Annotated in this window: 16 protein-coding genes; 2 read left to right on the plus strand and 14 right to left on the minus strand. The window is 73.2% G+C overall.

The genetic code is table 11. From position 1 onward, the window contains the following. Nucleotides 1-53: 53 nt before the first annotated feature. From AMETH_RS20925 to AMETH_RS20975, 11 genes are all read right to left on the minus strand, one after another. Nucleotides 54-353: a hypothetical protein gene (locus AMETH_RS20925; RefSeq protein ID WP_017983108.1), complete on the minus strand. Its 300-nt coding sequence runs from the start codon at nucleotides 351-353 to the stop codon at nucleotides 54-56. Then, the gene (locus AMETH_RS20930; RefSeq protein ID WP_017983109.1) at nucleotides 350-748 is read right to left on the minus strand and encodes a DUF948 domain-containing protein; all 399 of its coding nucleotides are present in this window, start codon (nucleotides 746-748) and stop codon (nucleotides 350-352) included. The genes AMETH_RS20925 and AMETH_RS20930 overlap by 4 nt, the downstream gene beginning before the upstream one ends. Before the next feature lie 57 nt (nucleotides 749-805). Next, nucleotides 806-1,678, minus strand: a complete 873-nt coding sequence (locus AMETH_RS20935; protein ID WP_038533282.1) for an NAD(P)-dependent oxidoreductase — start codon at nucleotides 1,676-1,678, stop codon at nucleotides 806-808. 26 nt (nucleotides 1,679-1,704) lie between these two features. Beyond that, a complete protein-coding gene (locus tag AMETH_RS20940) occupies nucleotides 1,705-3,069 on the minus strand; it encodes a replication-associated recombination protein A (RefSeq protein WP_017983111.1) in 1,365 nt (454 codons plus the stop codon). Nucleotides 3,070-3,103: 34 nt separating this feature from the next. Next, nucleotides 3,104-3,961 carry an SGNH/GDSL hydrolase family protein gene (locus AMETH_RS20945; protein ID WP_223842890.1) on the minus strand — a complete coding sequence of 286 codons (858 nt, stop codon included), beginning with the start codon at nucleotides 3,959-3,961 and terminating at the stop codon, nucleotides 3,104-3,106. A 697-nt stretch (nucleotides 3,962-4,658) separates the two neighbouring features. Further along, on the minus strand, nucleotides 4,659-5,855 hold the full coding sequence (locus tag AMETH_RS20950) for a hypothetical protein (RefSeq protein ID WP_017983113.1): 1,197 nt from the start codon (nucleotides 5,853-5,855) through the stop codon (nucleotides 4,659-4,661). A gap of 32 nt (nucleotides 5,856-5,887) precedes the next feature. Further along, complete coding sequence (locus AMETH_RS20955; RefSeq protein WP_017983114.1) at nucleotides 5,888-6,841, minus strand: DUF389 domain-containing protein; 954 nt, start codon at nucleotides 6,839-6,841, stop codon at nucleotides 5,888-5,890. A gap of 5 nt (nucleotides 6,842-6,846) precedes the next feature. Next, entirely contained in the window at nucleotides 6,847-8,616 is a 1,770-nt protein-coding gene (aspS, locus tag AMETH_RS20960) for an aspartate--tRNA ligase (RefSeq protein WP_017983115.1), read from the minus strand. 105 nt (nucleotides 8,617-8,721) lie between these two features. Then, on the minus strand, nucleotides 8,722-10,167 hold the full coding sequence (locus AMETH_RS20965) for an Rv2578c family radical SAM protein (RefSeq protein WP_017983116.1): 1,446 nt from the start codon (nucleotides 10,165-10,167) through the stop codon (nucleotides 8,722-8,724). Between the two features lie 31 nt (nucleotides 10,168-10,198). Then, nucleotides 10,199-10,846, minus strand: a complete 648-nt coding sequence (locus tag AMETH_RS20970) for an alpha/beta fold hydrolase (protein WP_017983117.1) — start codon at nucleotides 10,844-10,846, stop codon at nucleotides 10,199-10,201. A gap of 1 nt (nucleotide 10,847) precedes the next feature. Beyond that, on the minus strand, nucleotides 10,848-11,345 hold the full coding sequence (locus AMETH_RS20975; RefSeq protein ID WP_017983118.1) for a pyridoxamine 5'-phosphate oxidase family protein: 498 nt from the start codon (nucleotides 11,343-11,345) through the stop codon (nucleotides 10,848-10,850). A gap of 84 nt (nucleotides 11,346-11,429) precedes the next feature. Here AMETH_RS20975 and AMETH_RS20980 point away from each other — a divergent pair, with 84 nt between their 5' ends. Further along, nucleotides 11,430-12,023, plus strand: coding sequence for a winged helix-turn-helix transcriptional regulator (locus tag AMETH_RS20980; RefSeq protein WP_017983119.1), 594 nt, complete (start codon nucleotides 11,430-11,432; stop codon nucleotides 12,021-12,023). Nucleotides 12,024-12,353: 330 nt separating this feature from the next. Here the strand turns inward: AMETH_RS20980 and AMETH_RS20985 are convergent, their stop codons facing one another. Then, nucleotides 12,354-13,424: a threonine aldolase family protein gene (locus AMETH_RS20985; RefSeq protein ID WP_038532260.1), complete on the minus strand. Its 1,071-nt coding sequence runs from the start codon at nucleotides 13,422-13,424 to the stop codon at nucleotides 12,354-12,356. A 108-nt stretch (nucleotides 13,425-13,532) separates the two neighbouring features. Here AMETH_RS20985 and AMETH_RS20990 point away from each other — a divergent pair, with 108 nt between their 5' ends. Next, the gene (locus AMETH_RS20990) at nucleotides 13,533-14,993 is read left to right on the plus strand and encodes a benzaldehyde dehydrogenase (RefSeq protein ID WP_017983122.1); all 1,461 of its coding nucleotides are present in this window, start codon (nucleotides 13,533-13,535) and stop codon (nucleotides 14,991-14,993) included. A 31-nt stretch (nucleotides 14,994-15,024) separates the two neighbouring features. Here the strand turns inward: AMETH_RS20990 and AMETH_RS20995 are convergent, their stop codons facing one another. Then, nucleotides 15,025-16,875 (minus strand): Na+/H+ antiporter, encoded by a 1,851-nt coding sequence (locus AMETH_RS20995; RefSeq protein WP_017983123.1) that lies wholly within the window; start codon nucleotides 16,873-16,875, stop codon nucleotides 15,025-15,027. Continuing rightward, the gene (locus AMETH_RS21000; RefSeq protein WP_017983124.1) at nucleotides 16,872-17,147 is read right to left on the minus strand and encodes a helix-turn-helix domain-containing protein; all 276 of its coding nucleotides are present in this window, start codon (nucleotides 17,145-17,147) and stop codon (nucleotides 16,872-16,874) included. The genes AMETH_RS20995 and AMETH_RS21000 overlap by 4 nt, the downstream gene beginning before the upstream one ends. Nucleotides 17,148-17,203 lie beyond the last annotated feature (56 nt).

Consider the following 17,203-nt stretch of genomic DNA (forward strand, 5'->3'; position numbering starts at 1 on the left):
GCCGCGGGTGTCGGGGGCTGCGGCGTCGGCGGAGGGCGCGCGGCAGGGCTGCGTCAGCTCTCCGCCCGGCGAGCTCGCGCCGGGCGCCGGGCCGCGTGCCGTCCTTCGGAGGCGCGCGGGGTGCTCACCCCGGACCGGTCCTCCACCATGTGACGCAGCTCCTGTTCCCGCTCGCTCATCCCGGCGCGCACGTCCGCGCCGAACGATCCGATGGCGCCGGCCAGCTCGGACACGGCGTCACCCAGGTTCGAGGCTAACCCCGCCGGCGACGCTTGACGAGCCGTTTGACCTGCCTTGCGGGTCAGTGCGACGCCGGTCACCACACCGACGCCGAGCCAGAACAGGCGCTTCACTTGCGGCCCCGCTTCCGGCTGTGCCTGCCCTCGGCGAGCTCCTTGCCCTTGCGCCGGGACCGGATCGCCTTGCTCAGGCCGTAGGACAGCGCGGCGGTCTTCACCAGCGGGCCGCCGAGGGTCGCGGTGAACACCGACGACAGCGCGGACACGTTGCCGCTCACGGCCTGGGCGTTCGCGGTGATCCCGTCGACGCGCTCGAGCTGGGTGTTGACGTGCGTGATCGTCTCGTTGGCGCCGAGCAGGATCGGGTCCGAGTTCTCGTGCGCCTTGCGGATGGCGATCGTCGCCTCGTCGAGCGTGCGACCGAGCTTGATCAACGGGATCGCCAGCAGCAGCACCAGCAGGACGAACGCTCCTGCGGCGATCAACGCGGCGATCTGCCCTGCCGACACGGGCCCTCCTCGGGTTCTAGCGGCGTGAATTGCCGGTCAGGTTACCGTGCGTCGCCGTCAGTGGCCGGACGGCCCCTCCGGGCTCCTCGCCAGGCCGAAGTACAGCGTCGCCATGTCCTCGTCGCCGTGCCCGGCGGCGATCGCGGCGTCCAGATGCGCCAGCGCGGCGCGGGTTCCGGCGAGATCGACTTCGCCGCCCGCGGCCTCCAGGACCAGGCGCGCGTCCTTGGCTGCGTGCCGGGCGGCGAACGCCAGCGGGTACTCGCCGTCGATCATCGCGCCGCCCTTGAGGTGGGCGTAGGGGACGTCCAGCGCGCCGCCGGTGATGGCCTCCAGGAACAGCCGCGGGTCGACCCCGAGGGCCTGGGCGAGCCGGATGCTCTCGGCGGTGCCGTTGGTCAGCGCCAGCACCCACGCGTTCGCGGCGAGCTTGAGCCTGCTGCCCGCGCCGGTCTCGCCGACCCACAGGGTGCGGCCGCCGACGGCGTCGAACACCGGCGCGCACCGGTCGCGGAGTTCGCCGGGGCCGGAGGCGAGCACCACGAGCTTGCCGTCCTCGGCGGGTTTGCGGGTGCCGAGCACGGGCGCGTCGACGAACGCGACGTCCTTGTCGTGCGCGAGCGCGGCGAGCCGCTTGGTCCAGTCGAGGCCGACGGTGCTCATCTGCAACCACACCGCGCCGCCCGGGTCGGTGGCCTCGACGACCTGGTGCACGGTGGCGCCGTCGCTGAGCATGGTGACGACGAAGTCCGCGCCGTCGACCGCCTCCTGGGGCGTGTCCGTGACGGTGCAGCCGCGGCCGGCCAGCGGCGCGGCCTTGGCGCGGGTGCGGTTCCAGGCGCGGACGTCGAAGCCCGCGGCGGCGAGGTTGGCGGCCATCGGCAGGCCCATGATCCCGGTGCCGAGCACGGCGACAGTCGTTTCGGGCATGGCACCGATCATGTCACCGCGGGCGGTCAGCCGCCGCGCACCGACCGCCGCAGCCGGGGGACGCGCTCGGACAGCGTGCGCTCGGCGCCGCGCTGGGTCGGGTGGTAGTAGTCCACGCCCACGACCTCGTCCGGCGGGTACTGCTGCGCTACCACGCCTTCGGGCACGTCGTGCGGGTAGCGGTAACCCTGGGCGTTGCCCAGCTTGGCCGCGCCGGCGTAGTGGCCGTCGCGCAGGTGCGGCGGCACGGTGCCGAGGCGGCCGGCACGCACGTCGGCCAGCGCCGCGTCGATGCCCGTGACGACCGCGTTGGACTTGGGCGCGGTGGCGAGGTGGATGGTGGCCTGGGCCAGGGCGAGCCTGCCCTCGGGCATGCCGATGAACTGGACGGCGTGCGCCGCGGCGACGGCGGTTTGCAACGCCGTCGGGTCGGCCATGCCGATGTCCTCGCTGGCGTGCACGACCAGACGGCGGGCGAGGAACCGCGGGTCCTCCCCCGCCTCGATCATGCGGGCCAGGTAGTGCAGCGCGGCGTCCACGTCGGAGCCGCGGATGGACTTGATGAACGCGCTGATGACGTCGTAGTGCTGGTCGCCGTCGCGGTCGTAGCGCACCGCCGCCTTGTCCACGGTGGACTCGACGATCGGCAGGTCGATGGTCTTGTGCTCGGTGGCCGACGCGGCGTCCGCGGCGGCTTCGAGCGCGGTGAGCGCGCGGCGGGCGTCGCCGGAGGCCAGGCGGACCAGGTGGTCCTCGGCTTCGGGCGTGAGCTCCAGTTCGCCGTCCAGGCCGCGCTCGTCGGCCATCGCGCGGCGGATGAGCAGCCGCACGTCGTCGTCGGTGAGGGGTTTGAGCTGCAGCACGAGCGAGCGGGACAGCAGCGGGGAGACGACGGAGAAGGACGGGTTCTCGGTGGTGGCGGCGACGAGGAGGACGGTGCGGTCCTCGACCGCGCCGAGCAGCGCGTCCTGCTGGGTCTTGGAGAAGCGGTGGACCTCGTCGATGAACAGGACCGTGTTCTCCGCGTTGTACTGGCGGCGGCGACGGGCTTCGTCGATGACGCCGCGGACTTCCTTGACGCCGGCGGAGAGCGCGGACAGGGCCACGAAGCGGCGGCCGGTGGCGGTTGAGACGAGGTTGGCGAGCGTGGTCTTGCCGGTGCCCGGCGGGCCGTAGAGGAGCACCGAGGCCGGGGCGGCGCCCTCGACGAGGCGGCGCAGCGGGGCGCCCTCGCCGAGCAGGTGCTGCTGGCCGACCACCTCGTCGAGCGAGCGCGGCCGCATCCGGACCGCGAGGGGCGAACCCGGCGGGACCGGGGCCGTCTGGGGCTGCGTCACGCGCTCCGGCGGCGGCTCCAGGTCCGGGTTCACCGTGAAGAGTTCGTCCTGCACGCCTCCACCGTAATGCGGGGCTCCGACAGAACCGTCAGCGCTCCACGGGCCGCGGCGCCAGCTCCGGCTCCAGCGGCTCGGCGCGGCGGGCGCGCCACGATTCGAGCGCCGACCGGGCGACGATGGCGGCCGCGTAGGGCAGCAGGTCCCGGCCGCGGCGCCACAGCCACGGGATGCCCTTCACGACGAGCCAGCCGACATGATCGACGGTGCGTGGTGTGACGCCGCCGGAGCAGACGAGGCTCACCGGTGAGGGGACGGCGATCCCGGCATCGGCGACCAGTTCGGTCACCCCGCGGGCGAGCAGGCGGTGCCCCAGCTCGGAGGGGTGCAGGCGGTCCACGCTCCAGGCGGCCAGGTCGTAGGCGCCGGGCAGCGAGCCGAGGTCGAGGCAGGCGACCCCGTGCCGCCGCGCGATCGTTTCGATGACGTCGTTGAGCTCGGCGATGCGTGCGGTGAGGGCGCGGCGCAGCGGGCCGGGGAGCCGGAAAACGCGGCTGTGGTCGTGGAAGCGCATGGTGACGACCGTGGCGCCGACGGCCTGGAGGGCGGTGACGACGTGTTCGAGGTCGCGGGCCATGCCGAGGGAGTCGAAGTCCGAGCGGAGGGTGTCGTTCATGCCGACGATCACGACCGCGACGTCCGGCCGGTGACGCAGCGCCGCCGGCAGCTGGTCGGTGCGCACGCAGCGCATCCGGGCTCCGGTGAACGCGGTGTTCAGGTACCCGGCCGGCGGGATGCCCAGCGCCTCGGCGACGAACGGGCCGACACCGCGCCAGGAGCCGCCGGGAACGGGGTCGCCGAGCCCGACGGCGGTCGAGTCACCGAGCACGGCCAGGCGGGCGGCACGGCGGGGAAGCGGATCGGGGGTCTGGGTGAATTCTTCACGCACCGCAGTCACGTCTGAAGACCATCAGGCACGGACCCGCCCACCACGTGAGCGCCGGGTAACACGGTCCGGACGGCTCAGCGAACGTCTGGGTTTCCGGGGTGGGGGTGGGCGAGCGGGCGGGCTGGGGTGGGTTCGTGCGTTCGTGCGGGCGCGGGTGGGCCGGTCGCTCACGCGCTGCGGGGCTGGTGTGCTGGCACGACAGGGCCGGTCGCGGCGGGCGCGAGTGGGCCACCCGCGCCCGCACGAGTGGGCCAGTCGCGCCGACACGACACGGCCAGTCGTGGTGGCGCGAGCGCCAGTCGCGGCGGCACGAGAGGACAAGTCGCGGCGCAGGAGGGAGCTGGCCGCACCACACCACCGGTCACGCCGCACGGAGGCGCCAGTCGCGGCGCACGACAAGACCAGCTGCGGCCACACGACAACGCCAGCCGCGACCGCACGAGAGGGCCAGCCGCGACCGCACGAAAGCCCCAGTCATGGCCGCACGACAAGACCAGCTGCGGCCACACGAAAGGACCAGCTGCGGCCACACGACAACGCCAGCCGCGACCGCACGAGAGGGCCAGCCGCGACCGCACGACGGGAGCAACCACTCGCGCGCCAGGCACACAGCGGCGAGCCAAAGCCGCTCCGCCGCCCAGCATCCACGCGGGACCCTGACCGCCCAGCGGCCGCGGCCGCCCGGAACCCCGGAAACTCAGCGGAAAGCCGGGTACAGCGGCAGTTCCAGCCCGGGCCCGAACCGCGCATCGAGCGCTTTCGCGACCTCGCGCGCGTGCGCGGCGACCTCCTGCCTGCCCCCGCGCTCGGCGTAGGTTCCCAGGTCCTTCCACCAGCTCACCAGCGCCGCGACGCGGTTGGGGCGCACTTCGGCGGCCGCGCCGCCCAGGTCGGCCCACGTGGTGACCCACACCAGCAGCATCTGGTGGTCCAGCAGGTGCGCGGAGAGCACCTCGTTGTCGTCGAGGGCCGGCCACACGCCCGACACCTCGGCCTTCCACGCGGCGATCATCGCCTCGCTCATGCCGCTCGGCAGGGCCCGCGCGTCCTCACACGTGGCGAACGGGACGCGAAGGTGCGCGGCGTCCACCAGCGCGTTGCGGACCACGCCGCGCTCGAAGTCCAGGAAGTGCACGCCGCCGCTGGTCACCAGGTTGTTGTCCGGGCTCAGGTCCACCGGGCTGAACGCGCGGTACGGCGACGACGCCGAAGCCTCGCACACGTTCTCGGCGTAGGTCCGCACGTTGTCCGGTGTCGTGACGCCGACCGCTTCCGCCAGCAGCGTCGGCAGGCGCGCGCACGCCACCGCGGGGGTGGTGTCCTCGTCCGGCACGAACCCGCCCAGCCGGCGCAGCAACGCCTCGAAGTCGGCTTCCCGCCCGGCCGTGGTCGCGTGCAGGCGGCCCAGCGAGCGCGCCCAGGACAGCAGCGCCCGCTCGGCCAGCCGCGCGTCCTGTCCGCGCAGCTTGTCCCACAGGGTGGGCGCGCGTCCGAGGTCGTCGACGACGATCACGCGCAGCGGGCCGTCGTGGGCGAGCAGCTCCGGGCACATGCGGTCCTCCGCGGGCAACGCGGTGAACAGCTGGTAGCTGACCGCTTCCTGCGCGAACGGGTCGGCGACGCCGCGCGGCGGCGCGTCCGGGTAGTGCTTGATCACGAGCGTGCGGGGCAGCCCGAACGGGGACGCGGCGATGCGGGCGCGGACGACCGTCGCCGGTCCGCTGCCGGGCAGGGCTTCCGGCTCCACGAGCCCGATGGCGCTGCCGAAGCGCCGCGTCAGCACGGTTTCGGCTGCCTGGACGGCGGCGTCCACGACTTGGGTTCCGCTCACCGGAACGGCCGCGACTGCCGGGTCCTGGTCGTCCTCCGTGCCTGGGGAAGTGTCCACCGTCATCGCCTTCGACCCTACTAGCGGGCGAACGTCGCTCACCACAACGATTTTTCCACTTCCGGCAACGGCCGCACGGTGACGGAAGCGCCCCGGCGCCGCCGCAGCAACAGAACGACGGCCGCCGCCACCACGATCCCGACGAGGTTCACGGCCAGCTGCCCGAACGACTGTGCCGCCTTCGACCACTCCCCCACGACCGCCGCGACCACCGCGTATCCGGCGGCGGGAACGGTCGTGACCGAGATGAACACCCCGACCAGCGCGGCCGATTTCGCCGACGTCATCGACAGCATCCCGGCCGCGCCGGCGAGCAGCGCGACGATCAGCGAGTACCAGCCGACCTCGTACACGAAGTCCACGTCGTGGGACTCGCGGAACGCGCTGACGTCGAGCAGCCCCACGAACCAGGTCAGCACCGTGACCCCGGCGGTCACCAGCATCGCGACCGGGAACCCGAGCGCCAGCGCCACCGCCGCGCGGCGGACCAGGTCCCAGCGCCGCAGCACGAGCCCGACCGCGATCGCGGCGAGCGGACCGAACTCCGGGCCCACCACCATCGCGCCGACGATGGTCACCGGGGAATCGGTCACGATGCCGACCGACGCCAGCAGGCACGCGATCGTCAGGAACGTCAGGAACGTGACGTTGAGCCGCGACTCCTCGCCGGTGCGGTTCAGCAGCTCCTGCCAGACGACCGCGTCCGCGCCTTCGCCCGGCGCGCTTTCCTCGGCGCGGTCGGCCGAATCGGACAGCGCGGTGTCGAGGGATTCCAGCGTGATCGCGCCGCTGTGGTCCAGCCCCAGCTCGCACAGCGCTTCGAGCACCTCGTCGGCGGCCTCGCGGGCCACGTCGGCCTCGATGAGGTCCCCGGCCGGGGACACGGCGGCACCCGCGTGCACGATCAGGTGCGCCGTGCCCGGCTGGCCCCGCAGCACCGCCAGCGCGCGTTCGGTGTCCTCCGGCGGGCTGACGACCCGCAGGTGCAGCACCGCGGTCAGCCCTTGGGCGCCGGGGGCTTCGCGTCCACGCCCGCCTCTCGGCGCTGCTGGGCGGTGATCGGGGCCGGCGCGCCGGTCAGCGGATCGTAGCCGCCGCCGGTCTTCGGGAACGCGATGACGTCCCGCAGCGACTCGGCCTTGGCCAGCAGCATCACGATGCGGTCCCAGCCGAACGCGATGCCGCCGTGCGGCGGGGCGCCGAAGGCGAACGCGTCGAGCAGGAAGCCGAACTTCTCCTGCGCCTCGGCCTCGGACAGGCCCATCACCTCGAAGACGCGCTTCTGCACGTCGGCGCGGTGGATACGGATCGAGCCGCCGCCGATCTCGTTGCCGTTGCAGACCAGGTCGTAGGCGTAGGCCAGGGCGTTGCCCGGGTCGGACTCGAACTTGTCGATCCACTCCGGGGTCGGCGAGGTGAAGGCGTGGTGCACCGCCGTCCACTTGCCCGAGCCCACGGCGACGTCGTCGGTCTCGTCGGCCGCCTCGAACAGCGGGGCGTCGACCACCCACACGAAGGACCACTCGTCTTCGTCGATCAAGCCGAGGCGGTGCCCGATCTCCACGCGGGCCGCGCCGAGCAGGGCGCGGGCCTCGCGGGGCTTGTTCGCGGCGAAGAAGACGCAGTCGCCGGGCTTGGCGCCGACGGCTTCCGCCAGACCCTCGCGCTCCTTTTCGGAGATGTTCTTGGCGACCGGGCCGGACAGCGTGCCGTCCTCGCCGATGAGCACGTAGGCCAGGCCCTTCGCACCGCGCTGCTTGGCCCACTCCTGCCACGCGTCGAGCTGGCGGCGCGGCTGGTCGCCGCCGCCGGGCATCACGACCGCGCCGACGTAGGGCGCCTGGAAGACGCGGAACGGGGTGTCGGCGAAGTACTCGGTCAGGTCGGTCAGCTCGAGCCCGAAGCGCAGGTCCGGCTTGTCGGTGCCGTACTTCGCCATGGCGTCGGCGTAGGTCATCCGGGCGATCGGGCGCGGGATCTCGTGGCCGATCAGCTTCCACAGCGCCGACACGACGGCCTCGCCGACGGCGATCACGTCGTCCTGGTCGACGAAGCTCATCTCGATGTCGAGCTGGGTGAACTCCGGCTGCCGGTCGGCGCGGAAGTCTTCGTCCCGGTAGCAGCGGGCGATCTGGTAGTACCGCTCCAGGCCGCCGACCATGAGCAGCTGCTTGAACAGCTGCGGCGACTGCGGCAGCGCGTACCAGGACCCGGGGCGCAGGCGGGCGGGCACCAGGAAGTCGCGGGCGCCCTCCGGGGTGGAGCGGGTCATCGTCGGGGTCTCGACCTCGACGAAGCCCTGGTTGTGCAGCACCTCGCGCGCGGCGCGGCTGACCTCGCTGCGCAGGCGGATGGCGCGGGCCGGGCCGTTGCGGCGCAGGTCGAGGTAGCGGTACTTGAGCCGCACCTCCTCGCCGACGTCGACCCGGTCGTCGATCGGGAACGGCAGCACGGCGGCCTCGGACAGCACCTCCAGCTCCGTGGCCAGCACCTCGATGGCGCCGGTCGGGATCTCCGCGTTCTCGTTGCCCGCCGGACGCTGCGAGACCTCGCCGGTGACCTGGACGCAGAACTCGGAGCGCAGCTGGTGGGCGCGCTCGGCCATCTCGCCCTCGCGGAACACCACCTGGGCGACCCCGCTCGCGTCCCGCAGATCGATGAAGATCACCCCGCCGTGATCGCGCCGCCGGGCGACCCACCCGGTGAGCGTGACGATCTGGCCGGCGTGCTCGGCACGCAGGGTGCCGGCGTCGTGGGTGCGAAGCACTGCGGTTGTTCTCCTTGCGAGGCGTTCGGCTCGTGCGTCAGCAGGGGTTTTGCTGCCCGTATGAGGCTAACGAACGCCCCGGCGGAGGAGTCCACCAGGCTTTCCTTACAGCAGGCTCAGCTGTTCGCCCCGCTCCGGGCGCTCCGGCTCGCGCTGCGCGGGCAGGCGGTACGACTCGTCGCGGCGGTTCAGGCCGTGCCTCCGCAGCAACGGCGCGACCCGCGCGGACAGCGCCCGGCGGTACGCGGGCATCGCGTAACTGCCGCGGCCGTAGATCTCGCGGTAGCGCTCGACCAGGTCCGGCCGGTGGGCGCCGAGCCAGCGGGCGAACCACTCCCGCGCGCCGGGCCGCAGGTGCAGCGCGAGGACGGTGGCGCGGGTGGCGCCGGCCGCGGCGATCTCGGCGAACAGCGGGTCCAGCGCCTCCGCGCTGTCGGTGAGGCCGGGCAGCACCGGGGCGACCAGCACCTGGCAGGGCAGGCCGGCGTCGGTGATGCGGCGGACCAGGTCCAGCCGGGCGCGCGGGCTGGGGGTGCCGGGTTCGAGGCTGCGTTGCAGGTCGCGGTCGAGCAGTGCGATCGACACCGCCATGCCCACGTCCACCTCGCGCGACGCGGCGGTGAGCAGGGGCAGGTCCCGGGTGAGGACGGTGCCCTTGGTGAGGATCGAGAACGGTGTGCCGGACCCGGTGAGCGCGCGGATGATGCCGGGCATCAGCCGGTAGCGGCCTTCGGCCCGCTGGTAGGGGTCGGTGTTGGTGCCCATGGCGACGTGCTCGCGCTTCCAGCTCGGGCGGCGCAGCTGGGCGGCGAGGACCTCGGGGGCGTTCACCTTCACCACGACCTGGGTGTCGAAGTCGCGGCCTGCGTCGAAGTCGAGGTAGGTGTGCGTGTTGCGGGCGAAGCAGTTGTGGCTGACGACCCCGGCCGCGATGAAGTCGCCGGTGCCGGTGGTGATGTCGAACAGGGTCTCGTCGCGGCCGAGCGGTTCGATGGCGACGACGTCCAGCGCCGCGTCCGGTTCGACGCGGTCGCCCGCGGGGCCCAGCAGGGTGTCCCCGGGCGAGAGGTGCGGCCGGTCGTCGCCGGTGACGTGCTGCCAGCCCTTCTCGGCAAGGAAGCGGTGGTCGCCGCTGGCGACGAGGGTCGTCCCGTTCCGCAGCGTCAGCCGGTGGGCCGGCTTCACGGTGGTCCAGTGCGCGAGCACCGTGGTGGGCACGAGGCGCCGGGCCGTGCCGCGGAGCGCCGTGCCCAGGATCCGGTCGCCGACGCGGAGATCGGCCATCGGCTTCGCGCTCCCGTCGGCCATCCGGATCGGGGTGTCCCCGGCGAGGCAGTAGGTGCAGGCGTGGCTGCAGCCGCGGTAGGGGTTGACGGTCCAGCCGAACGGGACCATGGACTCGCCCGGCACCTTGTTGAGCACCGAGCGGGCGCGGACCTCGTGGAACGTGACGCCCTGGAACTCGGGCGGCGCGACCGTCCGAACCAGGCCGTCCAGGCCGAGCAGAGCCGGCTGCGGGTCACGCCCGGCGCGTTGGTTCTCCCACCTCACCCAGTCAGTCGAACACGCGTTCGAAGCGCTGTCAACACCACGAGGTCAGGAGGTCGGCCAGCTCACGCGGGCGGCTCAGCGCGTTCAGGTGCCCGCCGGGGACCTCGTCCAGTTCCAGGCCCAGCCGCGCGCGTACCACGCGGCGCTGGAACTCCAGCGGGAAGAACCGGTCGTCGCACCCCTGGACGAACCGGGTCGGCACGTCCGGCCACTTCTCCATCGGCCACGGCGTGGTGAACGGCGTGGCCGACTGCCGCGGCTCGCGGCGCTGGAGGGCTTCAGCCTTCACGTCGGGCGGGAGGTCGTGCAGGAAGTCCCGCTCGGTGTCCATCCCCTCCGGGTGGGCCTCGTGGTAGCCAGTGTTGGCCCACCACTCGCCACCGGTCTCGCCCGGCGCCGGGACCATCGCGTTGACCAGCACCAGGAGCGACACCGGCACGCGCGCGCAGACGAGCGGGCCGGTGAAGCCGCCCATCGACTGGGCGACCAGCACGACGCCCTCGCGATCGCCGATCACCCGGACGACCACGTCGGTGTACTCGGCCAGTCCGGCGGAGTCGTCCTCGGCCGGGAGGTCGACGGCGATCGCCTCGTGGCCACGCCGGGTCAGCTCCGGCACGAGCCGGTGCCAGTACCACGCCTCACCACCCGCGCCGGGGACGAGCACGAAGGTCGCCATGTCACCGCCCCCGCCGCGCGAAGTCCTCGGCGGTCCGGCCGCCGGGGAACCGTTCCTGGAAGTCGAAGGTGCCCGCCCACGACGGCCGGACCGCGATGCGCGCCATCCGCAGGCCGGGCCGGTCCACCTCAGCGACGGCAGCGGCGCCGTGCTCGGGACCGTAGTAGCGGCGTTGGGCGGCGGCGTATTCCGGGAGCACGCCGTCGACTTCGGTGACCACGGCGTTGCCGCGCACGAGCAACACCTCCGGCGGCGGGCCTGCCCGGTCGATCGTGATCGCGACCGCGGGGTTCGCCCGCAGCGCGGCGAGCTTGGCGGTGCCGGCGAACGTCGCCATCACCAGCTCGTCGCCGGTCCAGTGGAACAGCATCGGCAGCACGCGGGGCGTGCCGTCCGGCGCGACGTAGGCGAGGCGGGCGAGCTCGATCGAGGCGAGCATCCGCTGGGCGAGGCCGGTGTCGAGGAGCCTGAGGTCTCCCTGCGGGAGGGTCGTCGTCATGCTCCTAATTTAGGAGTGACTGGTATCACTTCACAAGTGGCAGCTACTCTTTTTATCGTGCGGAGTTACGACGACCCTTGCGGAGTGGCCAGGGCACTGGACGCCGTGGGCGAGCGGTGGGCGCTACTCGTGGTGCGCGAGCTGCTGCTGGGGCCGAAGCGGTTCCGCGACCTGAGCCGGTCGTTGCCGGGGATGAGCCAGAACGTGCTGTCGCAGCGGCTGCGGGAGCTGGAGGCGGCCGGTGTGGTGCGGCGGCGACGGCTCGGGCCGCCCGCCAGCGCCAGCGTGTACGAGCTCACCGAGCACGGCGCCGAACTGGAGGCGGTCGTGCTGGCGCTGGCACGGTGGGGCAGCCGCCGCCCGGTGCCGCCGGCCGGGGAGCTGAGCGTGGACGCGCTGGTCCTGGCGCTGCGGACGACCTTCTCGGCGGAGCGGGCAGGCGCCCTGTCGGCCCGGGTGGCGCTGCGACTGGGCGACGACGCGTTCCTGGCCAGGGTCGATTCCGGCGAGTTCTCGATCGGGCGAGGCTCCAGCGAGGCCGACGCGACACTGGAGACGGACGCGAGCACGTTGCGATCGCTGGTGTTCCTCGGCGCCCGCCTCGACGACGCCGCGGTGACCGGCGACCGGGCGGTGGCCGAGCGGTTCCTCGGCTGCTTCCCACGCCCGAGCACCTGACGATTGCCGCGGCGCGGCCCAGAACGCGGGGCGATGCGACGCTGGAGACGTTGGGGGCGCTGGTGTTCCTCCGCGGCACCTGAACGACGCCGCGGCGACCGGGTGGCGGCCGAGCGGTTCCTCGGCTGCTTCCCGCGCCCGGGCGCGGGACGGTCACCGGCGCCGCTCGGCGCGCGGTCGAGGAGCCGCTGAAGACCGACGCGAGCAAGTTGCGGTCGCTGGTATTCCTCGGCGCCCGCCTGAACGATGCCACACTGACCGGCGACCGGGGCGTGGCCGAGCGGTTCCGCTACCCGCGCCCCAGCACCTGACAACCGCCGGCGGCGCGGCTCAGCGCGCGCGGTCGAGCAGCTCGTGCAGCAGGGCGACCACCTCCGGCGGTGTGAAGTCCATTGTGGTCTCCCCGACGCTGACCTCGAAGGAGCATCGCCGGGGGTCGGGGGCCGAGCGCACCCGCAGGAACAACTGCACGCCCTTCTCGCCGATCAGCTCGTCCGCCGCGCGCTCCACCGCGGCCTTCGGCGCCGGGAGGTGGACGTGGAACATCCCGGCCTGCGGCGGATCCGGGTGCGCATACGCCACGCCGTCCTGGTTGATCGCCGCCGCCAGGGACCGGGCGTGGGCGTGGAACTCCGGCATCCGCGGCAGCACCGAGTCCAGCCCGTCCAGCGCCGCGAGCGCCAGCGGCCACGCGTCGGGGATCGCGCCGCCAAGTCGGCGGCGCCAGACCGCCACCTCCGACACCAGCGCCTCGTCCCCGGCGAGCACCGCTCCCCGCACGCCTTGCAGTCCTTTGTAGAGCGACACGTACACGCTGTCGAACAGCCCGGCGATCTCGGCGAACTCCTTGCCGTAGAACGGTTGCGACTCCCACAGCCGCGCGCCGTCCAGGTGCGCCGCCGCGTCGCGTGAGCGCGCGAGACCCACCTGCGCGACCAGCTCGTCCCACAACGGCAGCAACCCGCCGAGGTCCCGCTGCGGCAGCTCCCACACCACGGCCGCGAGCGGCTCCCCCACCGCCTCCAGGTCCGCGAGCGTCATCAGCTCGTTGCGGTCCCCCACCGGCCGGAACCGCAGCCCGTGCACCGCCGCGTAACCCCTGTCCTCCCAGTTGTCCAGGTGCGTGTACGGGTGCGCGGCGAACGTCCGCCGCCCGGACCGGTCCGCGTGCACCCGCAGCGCCGCCTGCTGCGCCATCGTCCCGCTCGGGAAGAACAACGCCGCCGGCTTGCCCAGCAGCGACGCGATCCGCGCCTCCAAGGCCGCCACCGGCTCCGCGGGCGAAAGGTCCTCCCCCGCCCGCACCAGCATCCGTTCGAGCACCGCCCGTGGCCGCCGCCGCACCGGACCGTGCGAGGCGAGCGTCCGCCGGATCTTCGAGTCGTCCACGGGCGCGATCATCGCAGCCACCACCGACAGTTTTCCGGGCTTCCACTCAGTGAAAGACCCACTGGCGTGCCCGGAACAGCCCAGGAGGATGGCGGAAAACCTCGCGCATCAGGAGTGACAGTGAGCTTTCTCGACGACGAGAAGTGGACCGGACGCGTCTTCACCGGCAGTTGGGAGCGCGCGACGGGCGGCGACGCGGCCGTCATCGAGCCCGCGACCGGCGACGAACTGGGGCGCGTCGGCATCGCCTCGCCCCAGGACCTGGCGGCCTCCGCGGCCAAGGCGACCGAGGCGCAGCGCGCCTGGGCGGCGACCTCCTTCCAGGAACGCGCCGCGGTCCTGCGCCGCGCCGGCGACCTCTGGCAGCAGCACGCCGCCGAGCTGAAGGACTGGCTGATCCGCGAGTCCGGCAGCATTCCCGGCAAGGCCGACTTCGAACTGCACGTCGCCGCGCAGGAGTGCTACGAGGCCGCCGCGCTGCCCTCCCACCCGACGGGCGAGGTCCTGCCGAGCGAGGCGCCGCGGCTGAGCATGGCCCGCCGCATGCCTGCCGGTGTGGTGGGCGTGATCGCGCCGTTCAACGCGCCGCTGATCCTGTCGATCCGCTCGGTCGCGCCGGCGCTGGCGCTGGGCAACAGCGTCGTGCTCAAGCCGGACCCCCGCACCGCGGTCTGCGGTGGCGTGGCGCTGGCCCGGGTCTTCGAGGAGGCCGGGCTGCCCGCCGGGGTGCTGCACGTCCTGCCGGGCGGCCCGGACGTCGGCGCCGCGCTGGTCGAGGACAAGCACGTCCGCGTCATCTCGTTCACCGGTTCGACCGCCGCGGGCCGCGCGGTCGGCGAGTCCGCGGGCCGCCATCTCAAGCGCGCCCACCTGGAGCTGGGCGGCAACTCGGCGCTGATCGTGCTCGACGACGCCGACCTGGAGCAGGCGATGAGCGCCGCGGCGTGGGGCTCGTTCTTCCACCAGGGCCAGATCTGCATGACCACCGGGCGGCACCTGGTGCACGCCTCGCTCTACGACGAGTACGTGGACCGCCTCGCGGAGAAGGCCGAGCACCTGCCGGTGGGCAACCCGTTCACCGACCAGGTCGCGCTCGGCCCGATCATCGACGCCAAGCAGCGCGACAAGATCCACGGCCTGGTGACGTCCAGTGTGGACGCCGGGGCGAAGGTCGCCGCGGGCGGCACCTACGAAGACCTCTTCTACCGCGCCACCGTGCTCGCCGGCGCCGGCCCCTCGGTGCCCGCCTACGACCAGGAGGTGTTCGGCCCGGTCGCCCCGGTCGCGAAGTTCACCAGCCTGGACGAGGCCGCGAAGCTCGCGTCGGAGAGCGAGTACGGGCTGTCGCTGGGCATCATCACCGCGGACGTGGCGAAGGGACTGGCGCTGGCCGACCGGATCCCGACCGGCATCGCGCACATCAACGACCAGACGGTCAACGACGAGGCCCTGGCCCCGTTCGGCGGCGTGTTCGACTCCGGCACCGGCTCCCGCTTCGGCGGACCGGCGGCGAACATCGAGGCGTTCACCGAGACCCGCTGGATCACGATGCGCGGCGACGTCGCCGGCTACCCGTTCTGACGCGCGGCGGGGGCGCCGGCGGCGCCCCCGCTCATCCGACGATCCCGTCCACGAAGCACCAGCGCCAGTTCTCGCCGGGCTCGTAGCTGCGGATCACCGGGTGACGCGTGTCGTGGAAGTGCTGTGTGGCGTGCTTGCGCGGCGACGAGTCGCAGCAGCCGACGTGCCCGCACTCCAGGCACAGCCGCAGGTGCACCCACGACGAGCCCTCGCGGAGGCAGTCGACGCAGCCCTCGGCGTCGGTCTCCGGCACGCGTGCCTTCTCCAGGTGCTCGCAGGTGCCCGCCGTGGCCTCGGGGGTCTCCAGCTCACGTTCCATGCCCGGCTCCTCCTCGGGGCGCTCCAGCAGCGACTCCTCGATGTCCAGTCCGTCCATCACCCGCCGGAGCACCTCGTCGTCGGCGGTGCCCCGGTCCCGCGCGGTGAGCAGGACGTCCCGCTCGGCCGCGAGCATCTCGGCACGCAGCCGACGGTACGCGTCGCTGGGGGTCTCCTCCAGCGAGCTGAGCCTGCCGAGGTTCTCCCACGCCGAGTCCGACCGGTAGGACTGCTTGTCCCGCAACCGGTCGATGACCTCGGGCGGGTCGGCCGGGCGGCGGATCTCCTCCAGCCGGGCCAGGCCCGCGGACGTCATGTCGTGCAGCAGCGCGGCCTCCTGCAGCGCGTCCTCCGCCGGGTTGGGCGGCGGCAGGCGCAGGCGGCGCACCAGGCCGGGCAGGGTCATCCCGTGCAGCAGCAGCGTTCCGGCCACGACGACGAACGCCGCCAGCACCAGGACCGCACGCTGCGGGGTGTCGTCCGGGAGCACGAACGCGGCGGCGAGCGTGACCACGCCGCGCATCCCGGCCCACGAGATCACCGCGAAGTACGACCACGGGGTGCGTTCGCCCGGCCCCATCCGTGCCACGAACCCGTACCCGAACACCCACACGATCCGGGCGAGGATGGTCGCGGCCAGCACCCCGGCGCAGATCAGCGTCAGCTCCCACCACGCGAGCCGGGAGTCGCCGACCTCCTCGACGATGCGCCGCACCTGCAGCCCGATGAGCAGGAAGACGACGTTCTCCAGCAGGAACTGGACGGTGTGCCAGTTCAGTCTGCTGGCCAGCCGGGACGGCCCGGACAGCAGCTTCGGCGTCTGGTGCCCCATGATCAGCCCGGCTACCACGACCGCCACCACCCCGGAGCCGTGGATGGCCTCGGCGGGCAGGTAGGCCAGGAACGGGATGACGAGCGACCACGCGGTGTCCATCACCGGGTCGGTCAGGCGGCGGCGCAGCAGGCTCGCCGCCCACCCGATCAGCGCGCCGACCGCGACGCCCCCGCCCGCGGCGAGCAGGAAGTCGCCGCCGACCTCCCAGATGCTGACCGCCCCGGCGATCGCGGCGATGGCCGTGCGCAGCGACACGAGTGCGGCCGCGTCGTTGAGCAGGCTTTCGCCCTCCAGGATCCGCACGATGCGACGCGGCATGCCGACCCGGCGGGCGACCGCGGTGGCGGCGACCGCGTCCGGCGGCGCGACGACCGCGCCGAGCGCGAACCCGGCCGCCAGCGGAATGCCGGGCACGATGAGCCACACGACCAGGCCGACGACGAGCGTGGTGAACACGACCAGGCCGACGGACAGGGCCGCGATCGGCACGCGGTTGGCTCGGAAGTCGAACAGCGGTGTGCGGATCGCGGTGGCGTACAGCAGCGGCGGCAGCAGGCCGATCAGGACGACCTCGGGGTCGAGGTGGTAGTCCGGCACGCCGGGGAAGAACGACGCCGCGACGCCGATCAGCACCAGGCACAGCGGCGGCGACCAGTTGAGGCGCTGCGCGATGCCGGTGACGACGAGGACGACGGCCACCAGCACGGCCAGCTCGACGGCGACGATCATCGGGACCGCGCCGCCGTCGCCTCGGCCGCCAGCGGGGCGGCGACCTCGTAGAGGCGGGGGGTGGCGCGCCAGAAGTGGCTGCGGCCGACGATCCGGCGGCGGGCGTACCCGCGGCTTTCCAGGGTGTAGACGATCGAGGCGCACGTGGCGAGCGGGATGGCCGTCGCCCGCGCGAGCGCGGTGAGGGTGAGGCCCTCACCGGCCTCGACGAGGGTCTCCAGCACGGTCAGCGCGCGGTCGACCGAGGGGGATGCCGGTCTGTCCGACGCCATGCGCGGTGCCTCTCGGGGTGATCTTCTCGGGTCTCGATGATAGTCACCCCGGTCAG

This window comes from Amycolatopsis methanolica 239 (assembly GCF_000739085.1).
In the GTDB taxonomy this organism is placed as follows: domain Bacteria; phylum Actinomycetota; class Actinomycetes; order Mycobacteriales; family Pseudonocardiaceae; genus Amycolatopsis_E; species Amycolatopsis_E methanolica.

Coding starts and splice junctions, on each gene's coding strand:
- AMETH_RS20935 (WP_038533282.1), bottom strand. CDS start 1,678: ATGCCCGAAACGACTGTCGCCGTGCTCGGCACCGGGATCATGGGCCTG.
- AMETH_RS20950 (WP_017983113.1), bottom strand. CDS start 5,855: ATGACGGTGGACACTTCCCCAGGCACGGAGGACGACCAGGACCCGGCA.
- AMETH_RS20970 (WP_017983117.1), bottom strand. CDS start 10,846: ATGGCGACCTTCGTGCTCGTCCCCGGCGCGGGTGGTGAGGCGTGGTAC.
- AMETH_RS20975 (WP_017983118.1), bottom strand. CDS start 11,345: ATGACGACGACCCTCCCGCAGGGAGACCTCAGGCTCCTCGACACCGGC.
- AMETH_RS20985 (WP_038532260.1), bottom strand. CDS start 13,424: ATGATCGCGCCCGTGGACGACTCGAAGATCCGGCGGACGCTCGCCTCG.
- AMETH_RS20995 (WP_017983123.1), bottom strand. CDS start 16,875: ATGATCGTCGCCGTCGAGCTGGCCGTGCTGGTGGCCGTCGTCCTCGTC.
- AMETH_RS21000 (WP_017983124.1), bottom strand. CDS start 17,147: ATGGCGTCGGACAGACCGGCATCCCCCTCGGTCGACCGCGCGCTGACC.